At 52.8% G+C, this 13417-nt stretch carries 11 protein-coding genes; 1 reads left to right on the plus strand and 10 read right to left on the minus strand.

The annotated features are described in order from the left end of the window. Positions 1 to 8 precede the first annotated feature (8 nt). The 7 genes from AC0YNV_RS23525 to desA all read right to left on the minus strand — a co-directional run bounded on the left by AC0YNV_RS23525 (position 9) and on the right by desA (position 8396). Positions 9 to 209 (minus strand): hypothetical protein, encoded by a 201-nt coding sequence (locus AC0YNV_RS23525; protein WP_475770187.1) that lies wholly within the window; start codon positions 207 to 209, stop codon positions 9 to 11. A 21-nt stretch (positions 210 to 230) separates the two neighbouring features. Then, complete coding sequence (locus AC0YNV_RS23530; protein ID WP_475770342.1) at positions 231 to 1799, minus strand: extracellular solute-binding protein; 1569 nt, start codon at positions 1797 to 1799, stop codon at positions 231 to 233. A gap of 327 nt (positions 1800 to 2126) precedes the next feature. Next, positions 2127 to 4349: a helix-turn-helix domain-containing protein gene (locus tag AC0YNV_RS23535; protein WP_475770188.1), complete on the minus strand. Its 2223-nt coding sequence runs from the start codon at positions 4347 to 4349 to the stop codon at positions 2127 to 2129. 443 nt (positions 4350 to 4792) lie between these two features. After that, on the minus strand, positions 4793 to 5518 hold the full coding sequence (locus tag AC0YNV_RS23540; protein ID WP_475770189.1) for a metallophosphoesterase family protein: 726 nt from the start codon (positions 5516 to 5518) through the stop codon (positions 4793 to 4795). A 12-nt stretch (positions 5519 to 5530) separates the two neighbouring features. Continuing rightward, positions 5531 to 6130, minus strand: coding sequence for a response regulator (locus AC0YNV_RS23545; RefSeq protein WP_210038738.1), 600 nt, complete (start codon positions 6128 to 6130; stop codon positions 5531 to 5533). Then, positions 6127 to 7263, minus strand: coding sequence for a sensor histidine kinase (locus tag AC0YNV_RS23550; RefSeq protein ID WP_475770190.1), 1137 nt, complete (start codon positions 7261 to 7263; stop codon positions 6127 to 6129). Before AC0YNV_RS23550 ends, AC0YNV_RS23545 begins: the two co-directional genes overlap by 4 nt. Before the next feature lie 35 nt (positions 7264 to 7298). Continuing rightward, positions 7299 to 8396 (minus strand): Delta(5) desaturase DesA, encoded by a 1098-nt coding sequence (desA, locus tag AC0YNV_RS23555; protein ID WP_475770191.1) that lies wholly within the window; start codon positions 8394 to 8396, stop codon positions 7299 to 7301. A 289-nt stretch (positions 8397 to 8685) separates the two neighbouring features. Here desA and AC0YNV_RS23560 point away from each other — a divergent pair, with 289 nt between their 5' ends. Further along, on the plus strand, positions 8686 to 10014 hold the full coding sequence (locus tag AC0YNV_RS23560; protein WP_475770192.1) for an FAD-dependent oxidoreductase: 1329 nt from the start codon (positions 8686 to 8688) through the stop codon (positions 10012 to 10014). Positions 10015 to 10142: 128 nt separating this feature from the next. Here AC0YNV_RS23560 and AC0YNV_RS23565 read toward each other — a convergent pair whose 3' ends face one another. The 3 genes from AC0YNV_RS23565 to AC0YNV_RS23575 all read right to left on the minus strand — a co-directional run bounded on the left by AC0YNV_RS23565 (position 10143) and on the right by AC0YNV_RS23575 (position 13389). Next, on the minus strand, positions 10143 to 11138 hold the full coding sequence (locus AC0YNV_RS23565; protein WP_475770193.1) for a phytanoyl-CoA dioxygenase family protein: 996 nt from the start codon (positions 11136 to 11138) through the stop codon (positions 10143 to 10145). A 91-nt stretch (positions 11139 to 11229) separates the two neighbouring features. Further along, entirely contained in the window at positions 11230 to 12129 is a 900-nt protein-coding gene (locus AC0YNV_RS23570) for a helix-turn-helix domain-containing protein (protein WP_475770194.1), read from the minus strand. Positions 12130 to 12327: 198 nt separating this feature from the next. Beyond that, the gene (locus AC0YNV_RS23575) at positions 12328 to 13389 is read right to left on the minus strand and encodes an NAD(P)/FAD-dependent oxidoreductase (protein WP_475770195.1); all 1062 of its coding nucleotides are present in this window, start codon (positions 13387 to 13389) and stop codon (positions 12328 to 12330) included. Positions 13390 to 13417 lie beyond the last annotated feature (28 nt).

The raw sequence follows: 13417 nt of genomic DNA on the forward strand, positions 1-13417 counted from the left end.
TTCGCGAATTAAAAGCCCGGTGAAAAAGACAGGCTGCGCATGCGAAAAACGTCGTCCGATACTCGCGGGGCGACTGCAAGCATATCTATCGCTTGTCGCTTGTCGAGATCGCTGTTGTACCCTGTAGATGCTCCCGAAGCAGCTTTCTTACGAAAGCTTGCGGCTTGCGCTTCTCCAGACTGTTTCCGCCTGCTCCGCCTGTTATTCACCGGACTTTAATGCTCCTGCTGTTATTTCTTCATCGCTTGAAAGGCTTCCGTGCGTTCCTTCACAATGGCGTCGCCGCCGCTTGCCATATAATCCTTGAGCAGATCGTCGTAGGTTTTGTTGAAAGCCTCCGGCTTTGCCATCACGCTCTTCACGATAATTTCATCGTACTTGTCCTGCAGCGTTGGCATATACTTGTTCTCCGCCTCGATCGGCGTCGTAAAGTTCGCATAATTGATCGTATCCGTCAGCGACATCTTGTAGGCGTCCTTCACATATTGCTGGAATTCCTCAGGCACAGACGCCGCCGCCGCCGCCCAATTCTTCTCGTCGCTGCCGAAGTCCTCGCCTTGGGTAATCATTGTAATGTCGCTGGAATTGTACATCCGCTTGCTCGTCGCATCGGATTCGATGCGGTGCGGCAGACCGTCCTCCAGCGTATAGTCCTCGCCTTCGACGCCGTTCATCAGCGCAAACAGGACATCCGGCTGCGCCATCCAGTCGAGATATTTGATCGCTTCCGCTCCGCGCTTGCTGGATGCCGGCACCATCAAAAAGAAGCCCGTCGGATCATATTCCGGCTTGAGATGCTTGCCGGCGTTATTCGTATACGGATCAACAGGGACAAGCTTGGCGTCAGGGACGTTCTGCGTCAGCACCTTGGCGATGCCCGGTGTCGCATTGTAGCTGTTGCCCAGATTGTCGCTGTACATGCCGACTTTACCCGTCATGACATCCTGGAAGACCTGTTTCTCGTCCTTGTCCAGCGCGAAATCGGGACTCATCAGTCCTTCGTTGTACAGCTTGTTCAGAAACTCAACAGCATCCTTATGCCCTGGGAGCAGAAGCGGATAGCCCATGCTCTCCGACAGCGTGTAACGCTGCTCGTCCGTAAGACCGTCCTGAATGAAGGACCAGACAATCGGCTCGATGGATGCAGGCGTCAGCGAGAAGCCGAGGGGAATAACCTTGCCGCCCGTCTGACCGGGATCCTTTTCCTTGAACGCTTTTAAGGTCTGATAGACCTCTTCCGTTGTCTTCGGCATCGGCAATCCCAGCTCGTCCAGCCAGTCCTGACGGATGAGATTCTCATATTTGCCCGTATTGACGCGTCGTCCGGGAATCGAATATTGAACGCCCTCCACCTTGCCGCGGTCAAGCGTGGGAGCCAGATATTTTTTCAGGTTCGGACCATACTGATTGATGAGATCATCAAGGGCCAGCAGTCCTCCGTCCTTGGCGTAGCCGTAGGATGTGAGCACGTTCGTGTTGGCGAATACGATATCCGGGGCGTCGCCGCTGGACATCATGACATTGACTTTGTCGGTGGCGTCCGTACGCGGGATCGGCACGAATTCCACTTTAATGTTGTTCGGATCGCCGAAATTCGTCTGCACATAATCAGTCCAATAATTGTCGGTTACGGTAACTCCCGCAGGAGAATTGCCCCTGTCGAAAATACCGACCTTCAAGGTAACCTGCTCCGGCTTCGCCGTGGAGCCCCCTGCCGATGCGGAGGAATTGCCCGCCTCATTCCCGCCCTGCGAGCATCCCGCCAGCAGACCGAACGATGCGACAACCGCCAGCATCATACTCAACCCTTTCCTTCTCATAAAACACCTCGCCATCTTTTTTTAAAATATAAGAAAGCATAGAATTCGACCTGCACTTTGCTTATATTTTTGAGTGAAGAAACTTACTGCGCCTCATAAGGAAGGGCGGAGCAAGCCGTTTCTTCTCTGCATCTCAAGTTATAGCGCTTCTCAAAAAGCAGGGCAATTTACACGTTTCCGCGGAACAAACAAAAAAGCAGATTGGCGCATCTGCCTGGAGTTTTGTATGGAGCAAACGAAATTCAGTGAACATACGAAAGGTCGGAAATCCCCGAAAACCCGCATAACGCCTAGCTTTCCGGCTTTTCACATTCCCTCTTGCGTTCTGCTGGGGTGCATCAGCCTGCGATAGTCGCCGGGAGACACGCCAACCATTTTCTTGAAAATCCTGCCGAAGGAAATGGCATGCTCGTATCCGACCTGCCGCGAAATTTCATTGATCGATTGATCGGTTTCACGCAGCAGCTTTTGTGCCTGGCCAACGCGCAGCCCGATCAGAAAATCGACAAACTTGACACCGAATTCTTCCTTGAACAGCTGGCTGGCATATTTCCCGTTCATGCCGAACCGTTCGCTGATATGATTCAGGGACAAGTCGGAATTCGCGTAATTGTCCTCGATATACTTTTTCACATCATAGATGATATGGGTATTGCTGCCGGATTCCAGAATCGTGACGTATTTATCGTACAGTTCGCCGATCAGCGACTCATATATTGCCCGGATTTCCGTCATTGCCCCCGTCTCCTTGAGCGCCTCTGCCATCCGTGGATAGGTGACCGTATCCCAATATTCATTGATCTCCGGCGATATCTCCTCCATCTCGCGGGCGAAACGGTGGGTCAAATAGTTCAGGAGCAGCTGCATCTCTTCGTTCCTCAGCACCCGCTCCTCCAGATGATCGAAAATCCGGGCAAAATCGTCCATCCAGGCCGGCGCAGGAATTCGGAAATGATGAATCAGATCCTCCAGCCATTTGAAATAAAGCGAATCGACGCGATTCTCCTTGTCTTTGATTTGCTGATAGACGATAATCCGGTTGTTTCCGGCTGTCATCTTATATTGAAGAGCGGCGAGTGCCTCGCGGAAGGACGTCTTGATATCCGGCCAATCATCTGCAGACGAGCCGATACCGATCGTTACCGAGAAGACCAGATCGCCCGCCGCCCATTTGCGCAGCCTTTCCATCATGGCGTCGATGGGATGCGGCTTGGCTTCCGGATCCGGATGAACCTGAACCAGGAGAGCCAACCGGTCGCCGGATATCCACTCCGAGCCGACGACCATTGCGCCGGAATGCCGCCATTTCCCGGCCGCCTTGTCCAGCTGTTCCTTGGAAGCAAGCAGTTCCTGCCGGTCACGACGCAGCAGAGGGACATATTTATCAATTTCCATAATCGCGATTACCAAACCGCACTTATCCTCCGGCAATCCGAACAGACGGGCGTATTCCTGCCACTCCTGCATGGGGATGGTTTTCTCGTCCTCCTGCAGCTCAAAGAAAAATTGCTTGCGCCTGACATGCACGCTCTCGGCCTCCTGCCGGTCGATCAAATCCATACGGACCATCATCGTGTCAAATGCGTGCTCGATAATCGAGAACTCGTCGCTATTTGCCGCCTTTGTCTCCTGCTGATAGGATGAAACCCGCCTTACAATGTTCTCGATCGGCTGATAGTTTCTCCGGGTGACATACATGATATACGCAATAATGGCGGCCAGAGACAGGATAATGATCGCCAAGGGCATCAGTGAGCGTATCGCAGCCTGAGCAAACAGATTGGTACTGATCGTTCCGCTCGAATAATGCCAGCCGATGTAATCCGATTCCAGATCAGTGAGCGGCTTCGCCCTCGGCGAGGCGGGACGCGTCGAATAAATCGGGCTGCCCTGCCCGTCGGTGATGTCCATGAATTCCTTGGTGCCGCCTCTGAGCTTGCTTGCCATCGACAGCAGCAGATCGGCCTTTACGTTCAGCACGATGATGCCCTCATTGCCGATGGAGTTTTTGGTAATCGAAATAATTCTCTCCGGCGGATCGATCAACGGAAACTCGGAATATTTGCGGATGGGCGACCAGTGGACGCTCTGGGACTTATTTTGCACCTCCTGTACAAATTGCCTGTCCGTAAAGTCCTCAAGCTTCGCGGCATATCCGCCTGTCAGCACCATCTGGTCCTTGTTTCTGTAAAAGTAAATCGAATGAATCAGCGGGTTGTTGCGGATCTTGGCAATTTCACTGGACGCTTTGTAGTTGATCAGACTCGGCTCGTAGGCGCTGCCGTTGAAATAATCGTTGATCGCCTCGTTCTTGACGATCTGATTGGCGAGCATCAGCTCGATATTTTTGAGCGAGGTCGTCATGCCGTCCACGACATGGTCCGCATACGTGCGGTTGGTCTTTTCGGTTTCCTTGACCACATTGTTGTATGTAACGGCAAAAACGATCGCGATAATGACGGCTCCGGAGACGAACAGAGTCGAGAGGTGGGAAAGCAGAAACCGCTTGTACCATTTTTTGTTTTCCAAATCAACCTCGCCCCTTCCATTTGAGCTTTTTACCGGCAGCGGATTTGGAATCCTATACCGCAGGAAGAAACAGCCTTGCCTCCCTCTGACGGCATAGTTGGTTTCTTCCTCAACCTGACAGGCATTTGGATGCTATCTTGGCAAACAAAATAAAGCCGGCTATCTCCATCATACCCCCGATGTGTTATCGCAGTGTTGTCAGCGGGAAATTAGCCGGGAACAAGAAGAATTGGCTGGCGCCGTCCTCTGGCGGAGCATGAAAATTCAAATATAAGCAATATATGGAAAATTATATATATTGCTATGCTATGAAAAAAAGCCGCTTCGAAAAATCGAAGCGCCTCTTTTTATGGTGAATAAGGAATTGAATTGACGATGTCCGGGTTAACAAGCTGCTGCAGCTGGGAGGAAAGCTGCCTGAAGACTGCGCTTTTTCCGCCCCGCTACAGATTCACGCTGGCATTGCGCAGGATTCTTGCCATCATTTCGGCATTGGGATACTGCCCTTCCCCATACTGACGGATAACCTCTTCGATATCAAAATCAACACGCTCGATTGAACAGCTGATTGAACCCTGAACCGCCTCGACAATGGCGTAAGAGGCTTTCTTCATCCCGTCAAATGGCAGGCCTACGCTCCCGATATTCATAAGCACCCTGCCTTTGATATAACGTATGTAAGGCTTATGAATATGAGCATATATGAAAATATCCGCATCCGCCCCCGACATAAGCTTCTCCTCCAGCAGCTCGTCCTCCCCGCCTGGAAGAACAACGTCGAACAGGCTGTCCGGCGTGGCGTGGAACGCACTGACGGAGACGCCTTCCATATCCAGATGAAGCCTGGTCGGCAGCCCGTTCAAATATCCGATATCCTGTTGATCCAGCTGTGACACCGTCCAGTCCCGCTCCGTATTCATCATGTCGATGACCTTATCGGGAACCTCCCCTGGAAGAACGCCCCGGACGACCCACTCGTCCGCATTTCCCTTAATAACGCGGGTATGCAGCGACTGGACCAGAGCAAGAGAGCCTTTCGGATCGGGTCCGCGGTAGCATAGATCGCCAAGCACATAGATTTGATCGATGGCCTTCTTGCGGATGTCCTCCAGAACGGCTTGAAGCGCGACGGAATTGCCATGAATATCCGAAATAAATGCTGCTCTCATCAGCTCACTCCTTTATTTAAACCAACCCTTCTCCTTGAAGCGTGTGATCGCTTCGATCCGGTTGGTGACCTGCAGCTTATCCAGAATGACGGATATATAATTGCGGACGGTTCCTGTGGTAATGTCCATGTGGCTGGCGATATCCTTCGTGTTCTTGCCGTCGGCGATTAACGCCAGCACTTCCTTCTCCCGGAGCGTTAACGGATTCTCTTCGCTATAGCCCTCGTCCACCAGATCCGATGCATAAATACGGCGGCCTGTCATCAGGCTTCGGATCGAATCCGCCAATTCCTCGCTGGGACTGTCCTTCAATAAATAGCCGTGCACATCGGCCTTGAGCGCGCGTTCAAAATAGCCGGAACGGGCAAAGGTGGTCAGGATCATCACCTTGCATCCGAAGCCCTTCAGCTCCTCGGCAGCGTCCAGCCCGCTCTTGATGGGCATCTCGATGTCCATGATACAAAGGTCAGGCCGAAGAAGCTTGACAAGCTTGACGGCTTCCTCGCCATTGTTGGCTCTCCCGACAACCTGCATATCTTCCTCAAGGTCCAGCAGGGAAGCAAGCGCTCCAAGCAGCATCCGCTGGTCCTCGGCAATTACGATTCGAATCATACCTCCGCCTCCTGTACCTGTTGTTTCAAGACGTTCGGGACGTTTATCACGAGGGTCGTACCAGCAGTTGAATGAATGTCCAGACTGCCGTTCACAAAATCAAGACGCTCTTTCATCCCCTGAAGACCGTTTCCTCTCATGCAGGTGGTGGGATCGCCTATGCCGACGCCGTTGTCCTTCACGGTGATTCTTAAGCCTGCGGGCGAAGGATCAAGCCTCACGGAACAGGCGGAAGCGCTGCTGTGTCTAACCACATTGGTTACAGCTTCCTTGAGGCACATGCTCACGACATTCTCGTTCAGCAGGGAAGTGTCAGTCAGCCTGGGATCTCCCTCCAGCGTGAACTCGATACCGGCGGCCTTGAGAATCTGCCTGATCCGGAAAATCTCATCTTCTACGGTTGTTCCGCGCATTTCCGTAACCATCTTCCTGACTTCCTTCAAGGCGCTTCTCGCCGTTACCCGGACATCGTCGATTTCGCTCTGGGCCTGAACCGGGTTCTGGGCGATTAATTTGTGAGCCAAATCGCTCTTCAAGCCGATCAGGGAAAGCTTCTGTCCCAGCGTATCATGCAGATCCCTGGCGATCCGCTGGCGTTCCTCCAGCTTCACAAGCTCGGATATCCGTTTGTTGGCATCCTCCAGCTGCTCCTGCAGCTTGTCGCTCTTGTTCCGGTTGTAGGTGGTCACCGGAAGAAGAATGACGGCAATGAGACTGATAAGCACGAAGGGCAGCTGGGTAATGATAACGGGATTCTTGGAGACGAACCCGAAGTTGATGGTGATGATCGTGCTGGATAGATGGATGGCGTACAGCGTAATAAATCCGGCGCGATTTTTGATATTTCCGATAAAAAAAGCTAAAAATATAGCAAAATATACGTAACCGTATATTAAGCTCATGGCAATCGAGATCAAAATTTGGATGCTGATCCACACATATACCGGCCAGCCCTTTGAAATAAAGGAAAGCACGTAGCAGATAAAAAAAGCGGCGATGAGCATGCCCCCGACCATGACCTCATACGTCGAGGAAGAGCGGAATATAAAGTAATAAGGAAGAATGTAGAGAACGACCCAAACATAAGGGATGATTCCCGTGTTTTTATGAAAAATCTGATACCACTTCTGCATGGGCTTCCCCACCTTTATCTTGGCGCACGTATTAATTATAAGTTATTCTCGACCTTTACGGCAGGTTTTATTATTTTGCCGCCTTTAATGCCGCTTTTGAGTGTGCTGGCTGCGCCTGCCGAGGCATCCGCGGGATTCAGCAAACGTCTGACTTTTTTGAAGCCGACAAATGTTTTGTTCTGCTCATCCCACAGCCGGAATTGAAGCGATTTCAAACTTGCGGCAATGGTAATGGTCGTCGCTTTCTGCAGAGGCAATGAAGCATTATGGGCCTTCTCCAGGTTATAGTTCGGTACCCGGGGGCTCAGATGATGAACATGGTGAAAACCGATATTTCCGGTGATCCACTGCAGAACCTTGGGAAGCTTATAATAGGAGCTGCCGTCTACTGCGGCCTTCACATAGCTCCATTCCTCTTCATTCTCGAAATACGAATCCTCAAACTGATGCTGCACATAAAACAGCCAGATGCCCATCGAACCAGAAACAAAGAAGACAAGGCCCTGGATCAGAAGAAAATCCTGCCAGCCAATAGCCCATATCAGCAGCCCGTACAAGGCGGCTATGGAAACATTGGTCACGTAAGTGTTGATACGCTCCTTGCGTTTTGCCCCTTTGCGGTTAAAGCGGTATTGAATCAGGAACACGAAGATCGGTCCTATACCGAACATCACAATGGGATTCCGGTACAACCGATAAGCGATCCGGCGAAGCAGGGGGGCAGCCCTATATTCTTCCACAGTCAGGATCCACATATCCCCGGTTCCCCGTTTGTCGAGATTGCTGCTCGTCGCATGATGAATGGAATGGCTCAGCTTCCACTGTTGGTAAGGCACCAGCGTCAGAACGCCGGTAATGGTGCCAAGGATATCATTCACCCGCCGGCTTTTAAAGAATGATCCGTGGCAGCAGTCGTGAAAAATAATAAAGGTGCGGATGACAAAACCTGATGCCGCAATGGCGATAGGCACAGTAAGCCAGTAGGATACCGAAATACTGAGGTACGCGGCAATCCAGAGCAGGACAAGCGGCGCAAGCGTGTTAATCAGCTGCTTCACGCTTGACTTTTTATCGTTTTTTTCAAATGGGGTCATATTTTCTTTCAATTGGGCTATGTTTCCGGCTTTATTCATCGCATATGCCTCCTGGGTATGATGCTCTTGTAGGATGAAATAAGCCGCTACGCTATAACTTCCTACTTTCATTATAGAGAACGCTTTCCATTTGCCACAGTCATAAACGTCACACTCGGGAGTATGACAAACGTCATCCTTTCGTACAAATCGCCCATATTTCGCTGACCCCTTGTCATTTTCCGGCAGGAGGCGTATACTAAAAGCAATAAAGTATTGTGAAATAAATCACATAGTAGAGTACATTGTGAATTTAATCACAATAGCAAATATCGAGGAGGCGCTTCATATGAAGATTATTGTGATAGGCTGTACACATGCAGGCACGGCCGCCACTACCCAAATGGCCAAATTATATCCCGATGCCGAGATTGTCGTTTATGAACGCAATGATAATATTTCTTTTCTCTCGTGCGGGATCGCGCTTCATGTCGGGGGCATTGTCAAGGATGCCGCTCAGCTCTTTTACGCGAATCCGGCGCAGCTGGCCGAAATGGGCGTTGTCACCCGGATGCGGCATGACGTGCTGGCGGTCGATACGATCGGCAAGAAGGTGCAGATCAAAAATCTCACAACCGGCGAAATCCTCTACGACCGCTACGACAAATTGGTCATGACCACCGGCTCGTGGCCGATTATCCCGAAGCTCGCTGGCATTGAGCTTGCGAATATCCTGCTGTGCAAAAACTACGCCCATTCCCAGACGATTATCCAGAAAGCGGCAGACGCCGCCAAGATCACGGTTGTCGGCGCAGGCTATATCGGCATTGAGCTGGCTGAAGCCTTCCAGCAGCTTGGCAAGGAAGTCACGCTCATCGACAATACCGACCGCGTGCTGTTCAAATATCTGGACCGCGAGTATACAGAGCGGGTCGAGGAAGAGCTGACAAGCCGCCAGATCCGGCTGGCGCTGGGGCAGGGCGTTACCGGTTTTACAGGCGAAGCCGGAAAAGTCACGCGGGTTGTGACAACGGCCGGGGAATATGAAACCGATCTTGTCGTTCTGTGCATCGGCTTCCGCCCCAATACGGAGCTGCTCAAGGGGCAGGCGAATATGCTGGACAACGGCGCTCTCTTCGTGGATGAATATATGCGTACCAGCTGTTCTGACGTGTTTGCGGCAGGCGACAGCTGCGCGATCCACTACAATCCGACAGGCCAGGACGCCTATATACCGCTGGCTACCAATGCTGTCCGGATGGGCGCTCTCATTGCCCGCAACCTGGTGAAGCCGACGGTCAAATATATGGGAACCCAGGGCACGTCGGGCATCAAAATCTACGATTATCATATCGCCTCGACCGGCATGACCGAACAGGCCGCCCGTTCTGCGGGGATGATTGTGAAATCTGTCACAATCAATGACAATTATCGTCCGGAATTTATGCCCACTTATGAGCAGGTGCTGCTCAAGGTCGTCTATGAAGAGAACGGAAGACGGATTATAGGCGCCCAGATCATGTCGAAGGCGGATTTGACCCAGGCTATCAATACGCTGTCGGTGTGCATTCAGAATGAGATGACCATGGATGAGCTGAGCTTCGTCGACTTCTTCTTCCAGCCGCATTACAACAAGCCGTGGAATCTGCTGAACCAGGCAGGGCTGCAGGCGATCTGAGCCGTAGGGCTGTCAAAAAGACGCTTCCAGCGCCACTGATACAGTGGTCTTGGAGGCGTCTTTGCACGCTGCCCGGATGTGACTCGCTATCTCTTTTGGGATGGCTGCTTCCCGCTTCTGCTATTACTCTAGTCCTTCTTCTGCGCGACCGGCATCATCATGCCGTTATCCATGCCCATCATGGTTACGCTGTCCGCAGACTCGTTCTCTTCCGCGAGGAACACCTCGGTCCCGAATGCAGGCTTCGCGTAAGGCAGATGCGTCCGGCCGCGGGCCAGAATCTGCCGGTAATTGCCGGAATCGCCTTCATACCCGTCATGATCCCAGGGCACCCAGGAACGGGCGCTGCAGTAATGACAGACATACGAGCGGCGGTAGCGGTCCTCCGTCCTGTTCGGATAAGACCGGTGAAACAGATGCGAATGGAAGAACAGAACATCCCCCGCTTCCATAGGCACCGGTATCGCTGGCGGGTATTTCGCCACGATTCTCGAGAGTGTGTTTACCTCATCATCGAGATGACTGACGTTGTGCACCGCGTTCAAATCCCCGAAAGCATCCAGGGCATGAACATTGCCGCCGCCCATTCCTTCCGGCGGGTAGACCGGCTCATGATTGGAGCCCGGCACCACCCAGAGGCAGCCGTTCTCCTCATCCGCCTTCTCAAGTGCGACCCATGCTCCGATCAGCGTATCCGGGTGCGTTTTGATGTAGCAGGAGTCCTGGTGCCAGCCTTGTCCGCCCCGTCCCGGCGGATTCAGAAACATCATCGATTGAACCGCATAGACATCGGGCCCGATAAGGGCTTCCGTCACATCCAGGATTCTTGGATTAAGCAGCCCTTGCTCGGCCACGGGATCCAGCCTGGAGAGCATATGAACGCGCGTCAGGTTGGTGAATTCCTCCTTCAGCGGATCCTTGCTGTCCGGATCGGGAGCCTTGACTTTCTCCTTGCTGTCCAATCGCGTTTGCTCTGCCAATTGATAGAGCCTGCCGATGTCTTCTTTTGATACGAGACCCTTGACGACGACATATCCTTCGCGATGGTAATGCTTATATTCATCCACGCTTACCAAATAACGATCGTTTCGCTGGCGCGACTTCGGTGTGTAAAATTTGCCCATTGCCGTATCCCTCCACATCAGCTGCCTTCACTATCATTGTGCATCATGCAAGAGAGCGTTCTCAATGGAGCAATCCGGCAAAACGATGTATTTATTTGATATGGTTATTGACCACAATATGACGGTTCACCGTGTATGGCGCTTCCGTACCGGCAGACTCGGCCATATGGCGGAAAATCGGGTTCCGGCATTGTTGAATATAGTCGGAAGCCGAGATTCCGCGAAGCTTTTTATAGGTTTTGGAGAAATGATGCTCGTCGCCGAAGCCGACTTCATAGGAAATTTGCTTGACCGACCACTGGCCGTTCAGCATCAGCTGCTCCGCCCGCTTCAGGCGGTGCTCCAGCAGTGCCCGCTTGGGCGTCATGCCGACGCTTGCCCGGAACATCCGGGTAAAATGCTCATGCGACCAGCCTGTCTGGCGGGCGATATCTTCAATCGTCAGCGCCTCGTCAAGATGCTCCTCCATATATGCGATGGCCCGCGTGATCTGGATGGGCACCTGAAGCAGGGTGTCCTCGAGCGGCTGATCCGCCGATGCGCTCAGCTCCTCAAGCGCCGCCGCGAGCAGAACGGACAGCCGCTTTTTCCAATGAAGGGACTGCTTGCCCGAAATGCGGAGCATCTGCCTGATCAGGTCGGGAATGAGGCTGTTCGGGCGGACCGGATGCACGGCACGATCATGCAGGAGCGAAATCAGCCGGTTATCCGTCAGGCGCAGCACCTCGTAATCAAAATGCACGAACAGATGGCGCACATTCTTCTCCTTGTCAAAGCAATAGCGGTGACGTTCATCCGGGCGCGTAAAAACAAAGCACGGATCATTCAGTATATGCGGCTTGCCCTCAAGCTCGTAGACGGTATCCGTGCCCACGGGAAAATAAACCAGTTCATAATCCTCGATGGTCCGCGCATCCAGAACAAAACCGGCTTTAATGACGATATCCCCGACACTATGAACGATCGGCCATCCGTCCTCTGGTGCGGCCATACCCTGTCCACTCCTTTTCCGGTGAAATGCCCCTTTAGCGGGCGGGTTTATGCCATTATACCGCTTTTGGGCGCTCGCTGCTCGGGCGAAGCGGCGGCTTCTCACGGTCTGATCGTTCATCTGCTTCCCGCCGATAGATAACAGAGTCTGCAGCTTCCTTTCCCTCCTCCCCCTGAAACAAACCACCTGCTGATGTTCTCAGCGATGCGCCTCTTCCTCCGAAACGCCCAAAGCCTCATTCTTCTCATTGAATCTGCTATTATGCGAGGAGACATATGCCGTCTTCGGCGCATTCGGCTCCATATATAATTTGGCGCTGTTGACTGCCAGGGCCGCATCCGTGAATGTGCCGGCGATCAGATGGAGCTTGCTCGGGTAATTCGCCGTGTCCCCCGCCGCGAAGACACCGGGCAGATTGGTCGCCAGCTTCTCATCCGCATTAATATTCCATTCCCCCATATCCAGACCCCATCCAGCAATCGGCCCCCTGTCGCCGCGCAGTCCATGATTGACGATCACAGCATCGATCTCCAGCCGTTCCGCTTCTCCGGAGAGTTGGCCTTCCGGATTCACGCGCTCAATCGATACCGCTTCAATCCGTCCTCCGCTGCCATGCAGCTGCGTAACCGCATAGGGCGTTCTTACATCGACGGACGATTCCTTCATCCGGCTTACACTCTTCTCATGCCCGCCGAAACGGTCGCGGCGGTGCACCACGGTCACCTGCCCGGCAACCGGCTCCAACTCATTGGCCCAATCCACCGCGGAATCCCCTCCGCCGGAGATAAGCAGCCGTTTGCCGCGAAAGCCTTCCACTTCCGTCACCGTGTAATACAGATTGGCGGCCTCGTAGCGTTCCGCTCCCTGGATCTCCAGCTTCGCAAGCTTCAATACGCCGTACCCCACCGCTAAAATCAACGTCCGGGTATGATGGCGCTCTCCGGTTTCAGCGGTCACAATCATCGTACCGTCTTCCAGCCGCTCCAGCTTGTTAATCTGCTGCCCCAATACGATCGCAGGATCAAATGTGCAGGCCTGCCGGATCATTTGACGGGTTAACTGCTCGCAGCGGATAGGCGGAACTCCGCCGACATCCCAGATCATTTTCTCCGGATAGATGAGCGTTCTTCCGCCGAGTTCTTCTTTTGCCTCGATCAGCTTGGTTCTCATATCCCGCATGCCGCTGTAGAAGGCGGCATACAACCCTGCAGGTCCACCGCCTATAATGGTCACGTCATAAAGCTCTGATGCCTCTTTCATACCGTTTCCTCCCGCCATGATGGATTTG

This window comes from Paenibacillus sp. JT31N11, from assembly GCF_056269285.1.